Genomic DNA, 14,726 nt, shown 5'->3' with positions numbered 1-14,726 from the left:
CCGGCGCCGGCCCGGGGGCATTCCGTACGTTCCGGCGCCGGCCCGGCGTCATTCGGTACATTCCGGCGCCACCCGCCACCCGCCACCCGCCACCCGCCACCCGCCACCCGCCACCCGGCACGCGCTGCCGCCTGCCCGGCGCGCCCTGACGCCGTTCGCTGCGCCCTGACGTCATCCGGCGCGCCCCGAAGCCGTCCGCCCGGCCGGCAGGGCTGCCGCCGCACACCGCCCCGCGACCGGGCTGCGCGACGGGATCCAGCCGTCCCCGGTGCGGGCCCGGCGCGAGCCGGCCCGACCGGAATCCCACCTGACACTTACGTCTCCGCAGCCCCTGTACGGTGCAACCTTTGCGCGAGTCATTCCCTCACCCTGCGCAGTGGGTTAATTTCAGGCCATTGCTGCCGCTCCCCACCGCTCCACCTTCTTCCTTCCAGGCGGAACCACATGACTCGCGCCATCACGCTCAACAACGTAAGCAAGGCCTACGGACGCTCCTCGCGTGCTGTCGACCGCCTCTCGCTCTCCATCGACCCGGGCGAGTTCGTCGTCCTGCTGGGACCGTCGGGGTGCGGCAAGTCGACCGTGCTCCGCATGATCGCCGGTCTGGAGGAGGTCACCGACGGCGAGATCCTGCTCGACGGTGAACCGGCCAACGACCTCACGCCCCGCGAACGCGGCATGGCCATGGTCTTCCAGAACTTCGCGCTCTACCCGTCCATGACCAACCGGGCCAACATCGGCTTCCCGCTGAAACTGGAGAATCCGCGCCAGGACCACAACGAGCGCATCGAGAACACGGCCAGGATGCTCGGCATCGAGAGTGTCCTGGACCGTCTGCCCGGCCAGCTCTCCGGCGGTGAGCGCCAGCGGGTCGCGATGGGACGGGCTATTTCGCGCCAGCCCTCGGCCTTCCTGATGGACGAGCCGCTCTCCAACCTCGACGCCAAGCTGCGCAACCACCTGCGGGCCGAGATAGCCCTGCTCACCAAGGAACTCGGCGTCACCACGGTCTACGTGACACACGACCAGGCCGAGGCGATGTCCCTGGGGCACCGGGTCGCCGTGATGCGCGGGGGAGTGCTGCAGCAGGTCAGCCCGCCGCGCGAGGTGTACTCGCTGCCGGAGAACGTGTTCGTCGCCGCCTTCATCGGCACCCCTCGGATCAATCTGCTCCAGGCCGTCGTGCACGCGCCGCTGGACGGGCGGATGTCGATCGACCTCGGCCGCCAGCGCCTTCCGCTGCCCGAGCCCCTGAGCCCCGACCATCAGTTGCTGCGCATCCAGCAGGGCCGGCACATCATCGTCGGGCTGCGCTCGGAGGCGGTCCGGATCGCCCCGCCCAGCCAGGCCCGTCCCGGCGAGGTCGCGCTCAGCGGCATCGTCGAGCATGTCGAGTACCAGGGGCACGAGGCACTGGTCCACCTCAACACCGGGTCCCGGCCCGCCGTGGTGCCGGACCTGGAATCGGCCCGCCCGGACCGGGGCACCCAGCGCAGACGCCGGGGCGCCGGGGGCGCGGCCGGCGTCCTGGAGCGGCTCAAGGGGCGGGCCACCGGACAGGCCGGCGCATCCGTCGCGGTCCTCGACGAACCGGGACTCGACCCGTTCCCGCCGGGCGTGCACAGCCCCGACCGCCCCGCGGTCACCTCCAGCGACCTCGTCGTACGCACCGGACCCGACATGCGGCTGCGCACCGGGGGTCAGGTTCCGCTCCTGGTCGACCTGGCGCACCTGTACGTCTTCGACCACCAGGGCCGCAGGATCTGCCCGTTGCCGAAGGACGTGCCGGGCCTGGAGGTGTAGTACCCGGAGACGCCGGGGCCCGTCCGCCGCTCGCCTCCCCCGGGCGGCGGACGGGCCCCGGTACGTGACCGACGTCTCTGGCGCCAGAAAACTAACGGCGCTAGTTTAGGCGGCGGACGACCTCGTCCGTCACCGCGTCCGGGAGGAACAGCCATGAAGGCCCATGACGGTATGTACATCGGCGGCGCATGGCGGCCCGCCGCCGGAACGGACACCGTCGCGGTGGTGAACCCGGCGGACGAGCAGATCATCGCGCAGGTCCCGGCGGGCACGGCCGAGGACGTCGACGCCGCGGTACGCGCCGCACGCGCCGCCTTCCCGGGCTGGGCCGCGACCCCGCCCGCCGAGCGGGCCGCCCGGATCGGCGCCCTGCGCGACGTGCTGGCCGCGCGCAAGGACGAGATCGCCGAGACGGTCACGGCCGAACTGGGTTCGCCGCTGCCGCTGTCGCAGACGGTGCACGCGGGTGTGCCGGTCCTGGTCGCCGGTTCGTACGCCGAACTCGCCGCGACGTACGCCTTCGAGGAGCGCCACGGCAACTCCACCGTGTTCCTGGAGCCCGTCGGCGTGGTCGGCGCGATCACCCCGTGGAACTACCCGCTGCACCAGATCGTCGCCAAGGTCGCCCCCGCGCTCGCCGCCGGCTGCACCGTCGTCCTCAAGCCGGCCGAGGACACCCCGCTCACCGCGCAGCTGTTCGCCGAGGCCACCGAGGAGGCCGGGCTGCCCGCCGGTGTCTTCAACCTCGTCACGGGCCTCGGCCCGGTCGCCGGACAGGCGCTCGCCGAGCACGAGGACGTCGACCTCGTCTCCTTCACCGGCTCCACCGCCGTCGGCAGGCGGATCGGAGCCACGGCGGGCGGCGCCGTCAAGCGCGTCGCACTCGAACTCGGCGGCAAGTCCGCCAATGTCATCCTGCCCTCGGCCGACCTGGCCAGGGCGGTCAACGTCGGCATCGCCAACGTGATGTCCAACTCCGGCCAGACGTGCAGCGCCTGGACCCGGATGCTGGTGGACGCCGAACGGTACGAGGAGGCCGTGACCCTCGCCGCCGCGGCCGTCGCCAAGTACGTTCCCGGCGAGCGCGTCGGTCCGCTCGTCAACGCCAAGCAGCAGGAACGGGTGCGCGGTTACATCGAGAAGGGCATCGAGGAGGGCGCCCGCCTGGTGGCCGGCGGTCCCGAGGCGCCGCTCGCCACCGGCTACTACGTCAGCCCCACCGTGTTCGCCGATGTCACCCCGGAGATGACCATCGCCCAGGAGGAGATCTTCGGGCCGGTCGTCTCGATCCTGAAGTACGAGGACGAGGCGGACGCGCTGCGCATCGCCAACGGCACCGTCTACGGGCTCGCCGGCGCCGTCTGGGCGGCCGAGGACGCGGAGGCCGTCGCCTTCGCCCGCCGGATGGACACCGGCCAGGTCGACATCAACGGCGGCCGCTTCAACCCGCTCGCCCCGTTCGGCGGTTACAAGCAGTCCGGCGTCGGCCGCGAACTCGGCGAGCACGGCCTCTCCGAGTATCTGCAGACCAAGTCCCTCCAGTTCTGAACCGCCCGCCTGAACCGCCCGCCGATTCCGCGTCCCCGATCAGCAAGGAGCCGTTCCGTGATCCGCGCCGCCGTACTGCCCGCCGTCGGAGCTCCGCTGGAGATCACCGACATCAGCCTGCCCGAGCCCGGCCCCGGCCAGGTCCGGGTCCGCCTCGCCGCCGCCGGGGTCTGCCACTCCGACCTCTCGCTGTCCAACGGCACCATGCGGCTGCCCGTCCCCGCCGTCCTCGGCCACGAGGGCGCGGGCACCGTCGTGTCGGTCGGTGAGGGCGTGGGCCACCTCGCCCCGGGCGACGGTGTCGTGCTCAACTGGGCGCCGTCCTGCGGCAGCTGTCACCACTGCGGGATCGGCGAGGTATGGCTCTGCGTCAACGCCCTGGCCGGAGCGGCGAACATCCACGCCCGTACCGCCGACGGCACCGAACTGCACCCAGGACTCAACGTCGCCGCCTTCGCCGAGGAGACCGTGGTCGCCGCGAACTGCGTCCTGCCCGCCCCGGACGGCATTCCGCTCACCGACGCGGCCCTGCTCGGCTGCGCGGTGCTGACCGGGTACGGGGCGATCCACCACAGCGCCCAGGTCCGCGCGGGCGAGTCCGTCGTGGTGTTCGGTATCGGCGGCGTCGGCCTCGCCGTGCTCCAGGCCGCCCGGATCGCGGGCGCCTCGAAGATCATCGCGGTGGACGTCTCCCCCGAGAAGGAGGAGCTGGCACGCGGGGCCGGTGCCACGGAGTACGTGATCGCCTCCGCCACCACGCCCCGCGAGATCCGGGCGCTCACCGGCGGCCAGGGCGCGGATGTGGCCGTCGAGTGCGTCGGCCGGGCCGACACCATCCGCGGCGCCTGGGAGTCCACGCGGCGCGGCGGGCGCGCCACGGTCGTCGGCATCGGCGGCAAGGACCAGCAGGTCACGTTCAACGCCCTGGAGATCTTCCACTGGGGCAGGTCCCTCACCGGCTGTGTGTACGGCAACAGCGACCCGGCCCGCGATCTGCCGGTGCTGGCCGACCACATCCGGGCCGGCCGCTTCGATCTCTCGATGATGGTCACGGAACGGATCGCGCTGGACGGTATCCCGGCGGCGTTCGACAACATGATCGCCGGCAAGGGCGGCCGGGCCCTGGTGGTCTTCTAGGACCTTTCGTCCGGATCAGGCGCGAGCCCGCCACGATCCGGACGAGAGGTCCTGAGGGCTGTCCCGCCAGGAACCGCGGGACGGCCCTCAGGCACGTTCCGGTCCGTTCTCCGACCGGAACGAGGTGAGCAGCCGGGCCTCCGTCTCGCCCTCTTCGAAGAGCCGCGAGGCCGGGCCCACTATCAGCGGGTCCGGCTCCCCGGCCACCGTCGCGTCCTTGTCCGGGTAGTCGAACCGGTGCAGGACGTGCCGGATCGCCTCCAGACGGGCCCGCTTCTTGTCATTGCTCTTCACCACGGTCCACGGAGCGTCCGCCGTGTCCGTGTGGAAGAGCATCAGCTCCTTGGCCTCGGTGTACGCGTCCCACTTGTCGAGCGAGGCCAGGTCGACCGGGCTGAGCTTCCACTGCCGCACCGGATCGGTCTGTCTGCGCACGAACCGGTTGCGCTGCTCGTCGCGCGAGACGGAGAACCAGAACTTCACCAGGTGGATGCCGTCGCGCGCCAGCATCCGCTCGAAGCCCGGGGCCTGGTGCATGAATTCCAGGTACTCGGGGGTCGAGCAGAAACCCATCACCCGCTCCACACCCGCCCGGTTGTACCAGGACCGGTCGAACAGCACGATCTCCCCGGCGGCCGGCAGATGTGCCACGTACCGCTGGAAGTACCACTGGGTGCGCTCGCGCTCGGTGGGCTTCTCCAGCGCCACCACCCGCGCACCACGCGGATTGAGGTGCTCGGTGAACCGCTTGATGGTGCCGCCCTTGCCCGCCGCGTCGCGCCCCTCGAAGAGGATCACAAGCCGTTCGTCGTGCTCCTTGACCCAGTGCTGGAGCTTCAGCAGCTCGATCTGCAGGGCACGCTTGGACTTCTCGTACGCCTTGCGGCCGAGCTTGGACGTGTACGGATAGTCCTCGCGCCAGGCGTCACGGGCCCGGATCTCGGGCGTCACCAGGACCCGGGCGCCGGCTCCCCCCGGCTTCTTACGGCCGGTCCGCCGCTTGGCGCTCCGCGTCATGAGAGGGTCCTTCCGTCTGCGGGGCAGGATTCTTGCGCGTCGCACCAGTCTGCGGACGCATCCGGGAGACCGCCACCCCGGCCAGGCAGAGCAGTCCGCCACCGACGGTGAGCGGCGCGGGAACCTCGTCCAGCAGCAGCCATGCCATCAGCACGACCAGCGCGGGCACCGCGTAGGTGGTGGCGCCCATCCGGCCCGCCGTGGTGCGGGCGAGCGCGTACCCCCAGGTGGTGAAGGCCAGCGCGGTCGGGAAGACGCCCAGGTAGACCATGTTCAGGGTGGCCGGCAGGGGTGCGTCGGCCGCGTCGGAGACCAGCGCACCGGCGAACGGCAGGCACGCCACCGTGCCGGTCAGACAGCCGAACGTGGTGATCTGGAGCGCCGAGCCGTGCCGCAGCGCGGGCTTCTGGCCGACGACTCCGCCCGCGTACGCCACCGCCGCCAGCAGGCAGAGCAGCACGCCCAGCACCGAGGAACCTCCGTCCCCGGACATGGAGAGGCCCACCACCGCGGCGCCCGTGAAGGACACCCCCATGCCCAGCATCAGCCGCCGGGGCAGCCCCTCACCGAGCAGCCGGGCACCGAGCAGGGCGATCAGCAGGGGCCCGATGTTCACGACCATCGCGGCGGTGCCCGCGTCCACCTGCTGCTCGCCCCAGTTGAGCACCACCATGTACAGACCGAACCACAGCAGTCCCGACCAGAGGATCCCCGGCCAGGCGGCCCGCGAGGGCAGCCCCTCCCGTCGTACGAGCAGGAGGGCGCCGAGCACCAGGGATCCGGCGAGCAGCCGCCCGAGAGCCAGCGCGCCGGGGGAGTAGGCCTCGCCCGCGCTGCGGATGGAGACGAAGGCGGAGGCCCACAGCACCACGGTGGTGCAGGCGGCGGCGGTGGCGCGCCGGTCGCGGTGGAGCAAAGGCGCGGCCGGGGAGGGGAGCGGGAGTGTCGTCATGGCCCTGACCGTAGGGCCAGGACGGTTCGGTGCCCACCGAATAGTCGGCGGTCGGGCCGGGCGGCCCTATCGCGCGTTCTGCGCGGGAGGGGCGTACTGGAGGGCGAGCCCGTCGATCAGCGCCCGCAGGCCCGTCTCGAAGGCTCCCTCGTCGACCTGCTGGCGGCGCTCCGCCAGCAGGTGCGCCTGGCCCAGGTGCGGATAATCGGCCGGGTCGTACGCCGTCTCGTCGTCGACGAAGCCCCGGGCGAACGAGCCGAGAGCCGATCCGGTGATGAAGTAGCGCATCAGGGCGCCGATGTAGGTGGCCTGGGCAGGGGGCCAGCCCGCGCGGACCATCGTGCCGAACACCGCGTCGGCGACCCGCAGACCGGCCGGGCGGCGGCCGGGGCCCTGGGCGAGCACCGGGACGATGTGCGGATGTGCGCTGAGCGCCGCACGGTAGGAGACGGCCCAGTCGTGCAGCGCGGCCCGCCAGTCCCGGGTGTCCGCCTCGTCGAACATCGACAGATCGACCTGTGCGGAGACGGTGTCGGCGACCGCGTCCAGGATCTCGTCCTTGTTCCGGAAGTGGTTGTAGAGCGACGGCCCGCTCACCCCGAGCTCGGCCGCCAGCCGGCGGGTCGAAACGGCGTCGAGCCCCTCGGCGTCCACGAGGGCGCTCGCCGTCTCGACGATGCGGTCTCTGCTGAGGAGGGGCTTGCGCGGGCGGGCCATGCCGCACATAGTAGGCCCTGCGCAACTAAAACTAGCAGTGCTAATTAAAGTCGGCCGCCCCCCGTGCCGGCCGGTCTGAAGTGGAGAGTCGAAGGATGAACCTCGAACTCAGCGAGGAGCAGGAAGCCGTCCGGCGGCTCGCCAGGGACTTCGTCGCCCGGGACATAGCCCCGCACGTCGTCGAGTGGGACCGAGCCGAGAACGTCGACAAGTCGATCGTCAAGAAGCTGGGCGCCCTCGGCTTCCTCGGGCTGACGGTTCCGGAGGAGTACGGCGGTTCGGGCGGTGACCACCTCGCCTACTGCCTGGTGACGGAGGAGCTGGGCCGCGGTGACTCCTCGGTCCGGGGCATCGTCTCGGTCTCCCTGGGGCTCGTCGCCAAGACGATCGCCGCCTGGGGGGACGAGGACCAGAAGCGGCAGTGGCTGCCGAGGCTGACCTCCGGGGACGCGGTGGGCTGCTTCGGCCTCACCGAACCGGGCACCGGGTCGGACGCCGGCAGCCTGACGACGAAGGCCGTCCGGGACGGCGGCGACTACGTCATCAACGGCAGCAAGATGTTCATCACCAACGGCACCTGGGCCGATGTGGTGCTGCTCTTCGCCCGTACCGGCGACACCCCCGGCCACAAGGGCGTCTCCGCCTTCCTGGTGCCCGCGGACACCCCCGGCCTCACCCGGCGCACCATCCACGGCAAGCTCGGGCTGCGCGGCCAGGCGACCGCCGAGCTGGTCCTGGAGGACGTCCGGGTCCCCGCGTCCGCCCTCATCGGTCCCGAGGGCAAGGGCTTCTCCCTCGCCATGTCGGCGCTGGCCAAGGGGCGGATGTCGGTCGCCGCCGGCTGTGTGGGCATCGCACAGGCCGCGCTGGACGCGGCCGTCGGCTACGCGGCCGAGCGCGAGCAGTTCGGCAAGTCCATCGCGAGCTACCAGCTCGTCCAGGAGCTCATCAGCGACATCGCCGTGGACGTCGACGCCGCCCGCCTGCTGACCTGGCGGGTGGCCGACCTGATCGACCGGGGCGAGCCCTTCGCCACCGCCGCGTCCCAGGCGAAGCTCTTCGCCTCCGAGGCCGCCGTGCGCGCCGCCAACAACGCGCTCCAGGTCTTCGGCGGCTACGGCTACATCGACGAGTACCCGGTCGGCAAGCTGCTGCGCGACGCCCGCGTGATGACGCTCTACGAGGGCACCAGCCAGATCCAGAAGCTGATCATCGGCCGCGCCCTGACGGGGGTCTCCGCCTTCTGAGACGGGCGCGCGGACCCGGGTCCGGACCTGACCGGTTGCCGGGCCCGCCCCGGGTGGGCGTCTGAGTACCTGTCTGAGTACGCGCACGGATGTGGTGTGTGTCACCCCGTCGGACGCTGAGCGGCATGAGTGAGACGACATCGGTCAAACAGCAGAACACCGCGGCCTTCTACGGTCAGGCCGTCGCGTCCTTCGGGGTCGCGCTGGGGGCGGTGGCCGTCGGGATCTACTCCCTCGACGCCGACGCCTGGGTGCGCGGATTTCTCGCCATCTGCGTTCTCTACCTTGTCACTTCCGCCTTCACGCTGGCCAAGGTGATCAGGGACCGGCAGGAGGCCGGGCAGATCATCAGCCGGGTCGACCAGGCCCGGCTGGAGAAGATCCTCGCGGAACACGACCCCTTCCAGAAGCTCTGACGTCCTCGGACGCCCGGCCTGCCCCGCGTGATCTGCGCGAAAGAGCCCCTAAGCGCTTGCTCAGGGTCGGGGTATGGTGTTCGTCCTGCCGACTGAGAGGGGCGACCGACGATGAGCACGGCGGAGGAGACCGACGGCGAGAACACGCCGTGGGCCGAAGTGACGCCCGAGGCCGCCCGGCGGCTTCTCGTCGCGGCCGTCGACGCCTTCGCCGAGCGCGGGTACCACGCGACCACCACCCGGGACATCGCGGGCCGCGCCGGGATGAGCCCCGCCGCGCTGTACATCCACTACAAGACGAAGGAAGAGCTCCTTCACCGGATCAGCAGGATCGGCCACGACCGGGCCCTGGCGCTCCTGGAGTCGGCGGCCGACGCCGAGGGCACGGCCACCGAGCGGCTCGCCGGTGCTGTGCGGGCCTTCGTCCGCTGGCACGCCGAGCGGCACACGACCGCGCGCGTGGTCCAGTACGAGCTCGACGCGCTCGGCGAGGAGCACCGCACGGAGATCGTCGAGCTGCGCCGCAGGAGCGACGCGGCGGTACGCCGGATCATCGGCGAGGGCGTCGCGGCGGGGGAGTTCGACGTCCCCGACGTGCCCGGCACCGCGCTCGCCGTGCTCTCGCTCTGCATCGACGTGGCGCGGTGGTTCAACGCGCAGGGCAGCCGTACGCCGGACGAGGTGGGCGAGCTGTACGCCGGGCTCGTGCTGCGGATGGTGGCGGCCGGGCGCTGACGGTGCCCATGGTCCCGGCTGTCGTACGGGTGTTGGCTCCCGGCCCGAGGGGGTCGGGGGCCAACACCCTTGTACGGGGCAGGACATGAAGCTCCGGCCCGGAAAGGAAGCCCCGGCGGGAAGAGGCGCCGGCCCGGAACGGGAAGCGCCGGCCCGGAACCGTGGCCCCGGAACCCCGGCTCAGAAGTAGAAGCGGGACACCGACTCGGCGACGCACGCCGGCTTCTCGCTGCCCTCGCGCTCGACCGTGACGACTGCCGTGACCTGCACGCCGCCGCCCGCTTCCTCGACGCTCTTCAGGACGGCCGTGGCCCGCACCCGGGAGCCCACGGGCACGATGGTGGGGAAACGGACCTTGTTGGTCCCGTAGTTGATCCCCATCGTCGTGTTCTCGACCTGCATGACCTGCGGTACGAGCGTCGGCAGCAGTGAGAGCGTGAGGTAGCCGTGCGCGATCGTCGCGCCGAACGGCCCGGCGGCGGCGCGCTCGGGGTCCACATGGATCCACTGGTGGTCGCCGGTGGCGTCGGCGAAGAGGTCGATCCGCTTCTGGTCGACCTCCAGCCAGTCGCTGTGCCCCAGCTGCTCGCCCACTCCGTCACGCAGCTCCTGCGCGGACGTGAAGATCCTCGGCTCTGCCATGTCCCTGGTCCCTGCCTTCCCGTTCTCGACCATCTGTCTAAGCGCTTGCTCAGCATGGTTGGCGGGTGCGTTCCTGTCAACGACGGACCGGCCGCGAGCGGGCCACGTAGGGTTCGATGAGTGCCCCAGATCCCACAGACACTCCATGAACTCACGGTCGGCCAGCTCTCCGCGCGCAGTGGCGCCGCCGTCTCGGCTCTGCACTTCTACGAGACCAAGGGCCTGATCACCAGCACTCGCACCAGCGGCAACCAGCGTCGCTACACCAGGGACGCGCTGCGCCGGGTCGCGTTCGTCCGCGCGGCGCAGCGGGTCGGCATCCCGCTGGCCACCATCCGTGACGCGCTGGCCGAGCTCCCGGAGGAGCGCACCCCGAACCGCGACGACTGGGCCCGGCTCTCCGCCGCCTGGCGCTCCGAGCTGGACGAGCGGATCCATCAGCTGGCCAGGCTGCGCGACCACCTCACCGACTGCATCGGCTGCGGCTGCCTGTCGCTGGACACCTGTGTGCTCTCCAACCCGGACGACATCTCCGGTGACCGGATCAGCGGTTCGCGTCTGATGCCCGAGGGTGAGGCCGCGCACCGGCCCGCGGGGAGCTGACGGGCGTCCGGGCCGCCGCGCAGGTCCGTCCGGCCGCCGCGTCGGTCATCCGGCTCCGTCATCCGGCTCCGCCGTCCGGCCGTCCGCCGGACGGCCGGGGCCGGACGGGCCGCTCCGCCCCGCCTCTCAGGCGACCGACGCCAGGTCGCCGAGCCGGTTCTGCCGGGCCTTCGCCAGTGCGCCCGGGGTGAGTACGGGCTGCGGGACCACGATCCCGCACGCCGCGCAGACCGGCCCGGACCAGGGTTCGCTGCCCAGGTCCTGCCGCCACACGATGCGGGCCTGTGCGCACACCGGGCAGTCCGTGCCCGGCTCCGACTCCAGGGCCGAGATCAGCCGGGTCAGTACGTCCGCGAGCGGCGCCGCCGGATGGACCGCCGGGTCCTCGCACCGCGCCACCCCGTTCCCGCCCCAGGTGCGCAGGTGCCAGTCGTCGAAGGCGGCGGGACGGCGCAGTCCCTCGTGCTTCTCCCGCCTGCGCCGCTCGGCGAACCCCGCTTCGTAGCCGAGCCAGACCGCCCGGGCCGTCTCCAGTTCCTCCAGCGCGCGCATCAGCCGCGCCGGGTCGGGTGCCCGGTCCTCCGGCCCCATCCCGTGCCGGGCGCACAGGTGGTCCCAGGTCGCCCGGTGACCGTACGGTGCGAAGCGTTCCAGGCACTTGCGCAGCGAGTACCGCCGCAGTGCCAGATCGCTCCTCGGATCGCGGACCTGTCTCGCAAGACTCCGGAAACCGGCCATGGCGGCGCCACCTCCGTCGCTCGTACTCCGTCGCCCGTAGTTCGGCGTCAGTGAGTGGACGTACGACTGCCCGGATCGGCTCCATCCAAGGCCTCATTGGTCCATCCGGTGAGATGACGAGCCGTCACGTGACGGGATGTGGTGATTCGGAAAAGGTGACCGATGTTCACCTTACTCACGGGTCATACCGCCGGTAACGTCCGGCGCACCGGCCTCCCCGAGGAGCACGCATGCCCCCACGCACCCGCATGTCCGTACGTACCGGCAGGACAAGAGCCGTCACCGTCGCGGCCGTTCTCGCCCTGGGTTCGTCCCTGCTGGCCTCCGCGCCCCACGCGGGCGCCGCCGAGGCGGACCCCGCCCCCGTCGTCGACTACTGCCAGGGGCAGTGCGACGACATTCTGCCGCCCGGCGAGAACGGCAACGCCACCCTCGTCGAGATCCTCGGCAACAAGGCGTTCGGCACCCATCCCGCGCACAGCGACGACCAGCTCGACCGTTACGACGGACTGGTGGCCGGGCACACCGGCCTCACCGACCAGAAGCTGAACGACTTCTTCAACGACGCCTCCTTCGGCGTCGCGAAGGACCAGGTCGAGTCCGTGACCTCGCCGCGCGACGATGTCACCATCACCCGCGACAAGGTGTCCGGCGTCCCGCACATCAAGGGCACCACCCGCTACGGAACCGAGTTCGGGGCCGGCTTCGCGGCCGGCCAGGACCGGCTCTGGCTGATGGACCTCTTCCGCCACATCGGACGCGGCGAACTGACCTCGTTCGCCGGCGGCGCGCTCGCCAACCAGGGGCTGGAGCAGCAGTTCTGGCCGCAGGCCCCGTACACCGAAGCCGACCTGGAGGCCCAGGTCGAGTACATCAGGACCCATGAGGGCGCCCGCGGCGAACAGGCCATGGCCGACGCGCAGGCGTATGTCGACGGCATCAACTCCTACCGTGAGAAGTCGAAGAAGGGCCGTTACTTCCCGGGCGAGTACGTGCTCACCGGCAAGATCGACTCCATCACCAACATAGGTGAGATCCAGCCGTTCAAGCTGACCGACCTGATCTCGATCGCCTCGGTCGTCGGCGGCCAGTTCGGCGGCGGTGGCGGCGGTGAGGTGCAGGCGGCGCTCTCGCTGCTGTCGGCCCAGCAGAAGTACGGGGTCGTGGAGGGGACGAAGGTCTGGGAGTCGTTCCGCCAGCGCAACGACCCCGAGGCCGTGCTGACCGTCCACGACGGCACCTCGTTCCCCTACGCGAACAAGCCCGCCAAGGCCGTCGGAACGGCCCTTCCCGATCCGGGATCCGTCACCCCCGAACCACTGATCCACGACCGCACCGGCTCCGCGGGCACCGATGCCAAGGCCCCCGTCAAGGCCCCGGCCACGCTCAAGAAGGCCCAGGGCATCTACGACGACGGGGTCATCCCCGAGGGCTCGCTCCCCGGCTCCGGCTCCGGCGCCCAGAAGCGTGGCATGTCCAACGCCCTGCTGGTCTCCGGCAGGAGCACCGCGAGCGGCAACCCGGTCGCCGTCTTCGGCCCGCAGACCGGCTACTTCGCCCCGCAGCTGATGATGCTCCAGGAACTCCAGGGCCCGGGCATCAGCGCCCGGGGCGTCTCCTTCGCCGGCGTCGGCATGTACATCCAGATGGGACGCGGCCAGGACTACGCCTGGAGCGCCACCTCGGCGGGCCAGGACATCACCGACACGTACACCGTCGACCTGTGCGAACCCGACGGCTCGGCCCCCACCAAGAACTCCACGCACTACCTCTACCGGGGCGCCTGCACCGCCATGGAGAAGCTGGAGCGCTCCAACTCCTGGAAGCCCACCGTCGCCGACTCCACGGCGAAGGGCTCCTACCGGATGCAGGTCTGGCGCACCGGCTACGGCATCGTCACCCACCGCGCCACGGTGGACGGCAAGCCGGTCGCGTACACGACGCTGCGCACCACCTACCGGCACGAGGCCGACTCGATCATCGGCTTCCAGATGCTCAACGACCCGTCGTACGTCACCGACGCGGCCTCCTTCCAGCAGGCGGCGAGCAACATCGACTACGCCTTCAACTGGTTCTACGCCGACTCCCGCACCACCGCCTACTACAACAGCGGCATGAACCCGGTGCGCGCCCCGGGCGTCGACCCGGCGCTGCCTATCAGGGCGGAGAAGGCGTACGAGTGGCAGGGGTACGACCCGGCGGCCAACACCGCCGCCTACACCCCCTTCGCCGAGCACCCGCACTCCAGCGGCCAGGACTACTACATCTCCTGGAACAACAAGCAGGCCGAGGGGTACGCCTCCGCCGGCTTCGGGCTCAGCGCGGTGCACCGGGGCGATCTGCTCGACGACCGGGTGTCGAAGCTGGTGGCGGAGGGCGGCGTGACCCGTGCCTCCCTCACCCGGGCGATGGCGGACGCCGCACTCACCGACCTGCGCGGGGAGCAGCTGCTGCCCGAACTGCTCAAGGTGATCCGCTCCCAGCCGGTCACCGACCCGGAGCTGAACGCGGTGGTCCAGCAGCTGGACGCCTGGCGGGCATCGGGAGCCCAGCGCAAGGAGAGCAGCCCGGGTTCGCACGCGTACGGCTACGCCGACGCGGTGCGGGTCATGGACGCGTGGTGGCCGAGGCTCGTCGAGGCGGAGTTCAGGCCGGGGCTCGGCGACGACCTGTACGGGGCGCTGACCGCGAACCTGGCCACCGACGAGTCCCCGGCGGCCAGCCACGGACCGAGCGGCGCGCACAGCGGTTCGGCCTTCCAGTACGGCTGGTGGGGCTTCGCCGACAAGGACCTGCGCCAGGTGCTGGGGCAGCCGGTCAAGGGCCCGCTGGCCAGGTCCTACTGCGGCAACGGCGATCTGAGCAGCTGCCGCGCGGCGCTGCTGTCCACGCTGAAGCAGGCGGCGGCGGTTCCGGCGGCGGAGGTGTACCCGGCCGACGACAGCTGCAAGGCCGGTGAGCAGTGGTGCACCGACTCGATCATCCACCGGGCCCTGGGCGGGATCGGGCAGAAGGCGATCCACTGGCAGAACCGCCCGACGTACCAGCAGGTGGTGGAGTTCCCGGCCCACCGGTAGGCGGTGGACGGCCGGCGGGGACCGGCCGGGCGGGTCCGCACGCGCGGGTCCGCCCGGCACACCTCAGCGGTACCGGGCGGGTCCGCACGCGCGG

General features: G+C 71.4%; 13 protein-coding genes. 8 read left to right on the top strand and 5 right to left on the bottom strand.

All coding sequences use genetic code 11. From position 1 onward, the window contains the following. The first annotated feature begins 444 nt into the window (after positions 1–444). The 3 genes from ACZ4LX_RS21500 (at position 445) to ACZ4LX_RS21490 (ending at position 4,488) form a co-directional block, all read left to right on the top strand. A complete protein-coding gene (locus tag ACZ4LX_RS21500; RefSeq protein WP_467647065.1) occupies positions 445–1,803 on the top strand; it encodes an ABC transporter ATP-binding protein in 1,359 nt (452 codons plus the stop codon). Positions 1,804–1,956: 153 nt separating this feature from the next. Continuing rightward, positions 1,957–3,351: an aldehyde dehydrogenase family protein gene (locus tag ACZ4LX_RS21495; protein WP_467647061.1), complete on the top strand. Its 1,395-nt coding sequence runs from the start codon at positions 1,957–1,959 to the stop codon at positions 3,349–3,351. Positions 3,352–3,408: 57 nt separating this feature from the next. Beyond that, a complete protein-coding gene (locus tag ACZ4LX_RS21490) occupies positions 3,409–4,488 on the top strand; it encodes a Zn-dependent alcohol dehydrogenase (protein ID WP_467647058.1) in 1,080 nt (359 codons plus the stop codon). 87 nt (positions 4,489–4,575) lie between these two features. Here ACZ4LX_RS21490 and ppk2 read toward each other — a convergent pair whose 3' ends face one another. The 3 genes from ppk2 to ACZ4LX_RS21475 all read right to left on the bottom strand — a co-directional run bounded on the left by ppk2 (position 4,576) and on the right by ACZ4LX_RS21475 (position 7,174). After that, positions 4,576–5,505 (bottom strand): polyphosphate kinase 2, encoded by a 930-nt coding sequence (gene ppk2 / locus ACZ4LX_RS21485; RefSeq protein ID WP_467647055.1) that lies wholly within the window; start codon positions 5,503–5,505, stop codon positions 4,576–4,578. Next, positions 5,471–6,457 (bottom strand): DMT family transporter, encoded by a 987-nt coding sequence (locus tag ACZ4LX_RS21480; protein WP_467647052.1) that lies wholly within the window; start codon positions 6,455–6,457, stop codon positions 5,471–5,473. Before ACZ4LX_RS21480 ends, ppk2 begins: the two co-directional genes overlap by 35 nt. 66 nt (positions 6,458–6,523) lie before the next feature. After that, positions 6,524–7,174, bottom strand: coding sequence for a TetR/AcrR family transcriptional regulator (locus ACZ4LX_RS21475; protein ID WP_467647048.1), 651 nt, complete (start codon positions 7,172–7,174; stop codon positions 6,524–6,526). A gap of 95 nt (positions 7,175–7,269) precedes the next feature. Here ACZ4LX_RS21475 and ACZ4LX_RS21470 point away from each other — a divergent pair, with 95 nt between their 5' ends. The 3 genes from ACZ4LX_RS21470 to ACZ4LX_RS21460 all read left to right on the top strand — a co-directional run bounded on the left by ACZ4LX_RS21470 (position 7,270) and on the right by ACZ4LX_RS21460 (position 9,572). Next, positions 7,270–8,421 (top strand): acyl-CoA dehydrogenase family protein, encoded by a 1,152-nt coding sequence (locus ACZ4LX_RS21470; RefSeq protein ID WP_467647044.1) that lies wholly within the window; start codon positions 7,270–7,272, stop codon positions 8,419–8,421. Between the two features lie 125 nt (positions 8,422–8,546). Further along, entirely contained in the window at positions 8,547–8,837 is a 291-nt protein-coding gene (locus ACZ4LX_RS21465; RefSeq protein ID WP_467647041.1) for a YiaA/YiaB family inner membrane protein, read from the top strand. Positions 8,838–8,948: 111 nt separating this feature from the next. After that, positions 8,949–9,572: a TetR/AcrR family transcriptional regulator gene (locus tag ACZ4LX_RS21460; RefSeq protein ID WP_467647038.1), complete on the top strand. Its 624-nt coding sequence runs from the start codon at positions 8,949–8,951 to the stop codon at positions 9,570–9,572. A 180-nt stretch (positions 9,573–9,752) separates the two neighbouring features. Here ACZ4LX_RS21460 and ACZ4LX_RS21455 read toward each other — a convergent pair whose 3' ends face one another. Continuing rightward, the gene (locus tag ACZ4LX_RS21455; RefSeq protein WP_467647035.1) at positions 9,753–10,214 is read right to left on the bottom strand and encodes a MaoC family dehydratase; all 462 of its coding nucleotides are present in this window, start codon (positions 10,212–10,214) and stop codon (positions 9,753–9,755) included. A gap of 120 nt (positions 10,215–10,334) precedes the next feature. Here ACZ4LX_RS21455 and soxR point away from each other — a divergent pair, with 120 nt between their 5' ends. Then, a complete protein-coding gene (gene soxR, locus ACZ4LX_RS21450; protein ID WP_467647030.1) occupies positions 10,335–10,817 on the top strand; it encodes a redox-sensitive transcriptional activator SoxR in 483 nt (160 codons plus the stop codon). Positions 10,818–10,943: 126 nt separating this feature from the next. Here the strand turns inward: soxR and ACZ4LX_RS21445 are convergent, their stop codons facing one another. Beyond that, on the bottom strand, positions 10,944–11,555 hold the full coding sequence (locus ACZ4LX_RS21445; RefSeq protein ID WP_467647027.1) for a hypothetical protein: 612 nt from the start codon (positions 11,553–11,555) through the stop codon (positions 10,944–10,946). 230 nt (positions 11,556–11,785) lie between these two features. Between ACZ4LX_RS21445 and ACZ4LX_RS21440 the strand changes: the two genes are divergently transcribed. Next, positions 11,786–14,632: a penicillin acylase family protein gene (locus ACZ4LX_RS21440; protein WP_467647023.1), complete on the top strand. Its 2,847-nt coding sequence runs from the start codon at positions 11,786–11,788 to the stop codon at positions 14,630–14,632. The last annotated feature ends 94 nt before the right edge of the window (positions 14,633–14,726 follow it).

The organism is Streptomyces sp. NPDC026062 (assembly GCF_055568375.1).
This window is presented reverse-complemented; position numbering and strand designations above follow the sequence as displayed.

Coding starts and splice junctions, on each gene's coding strand:
- ACZ4LX_RS21460 (WP_467647038.1), top strand. CDS start 8,949: ATGAGCACGGCGGAGGAGACCGACGGCGAGAACACGCCGTGGGCCGAA.
- ACZ4LX_RS21440 (WP_467647023.1), top strand. CDS start 11,786: ATGCCCCCACGCACCCGCATGTCCGTACGTACCGGCAGGACAAGAGCC.
- ACZ4LX_RS21495 (WP_467647061.1), top strand. CDS start 1,957: ATGAAGGCCCATGACGGTATGTACATCGGCGGCGCATGGCGGCCCGCC.
- ACZ4LX_RS21470 (WP_467647044.1), top strand. CDS start 7,270: ATGAACCTCGAACTCAGCGAGGAGCAGGAAGCCGTCCGGCGGCTCGCC.
- ACZ4LX_RS21465 (WP_467647041.1), top strand. CDS start 8,547: ATGAGTGAGACGACATCGGTCAAACAGCAGAACACCGCGGCCTTCTAC.
- ppk2 (WP_467647055.1), bottom strand. CDS start 5,505: ATGACGCGGAGCGCCAAGCGGCGGACCGGCCGTAAGAAGCCGGGGGGA.
- ACZ4LX_RS21500 (WP_467647065.1), top strand. CDS start 445: ATGACTCGCGCCATCACGCTCAACAACGTAAGCAAGGCCTACGGACGC.
- ACZ4LX_RS21475 (WP_467647048.1), bottom strand. CDS start 7,174: ATGGCCCGCCCGCGCAAGCCCCTCCTCAGCAGAGACCGCATCGTCGAG.
- ACZ4LX_RS21455 (WP_467647035.1), bottom strand. CDS start 10,214: ATGGCAGAGCCGAGGATCTTCACGTCCGCGCAGGAGCTGCGTGACGGA.
- ACZ4LX_RS21445 (WP_467647027.1), bottom strand. CDS start 11,555: ATGGCCGGTTTCCGGAGTCTTGCGAGACAGGTCCGCGATCCGAGGAGC.
- ACZ4LX_RS21480 (WP_467647052.1), bottom strand. CDS start 6,457: ATGACGACACTCCCGCTCCCCTCCCCGGCCGCGCCTTTGCTCCACCGC.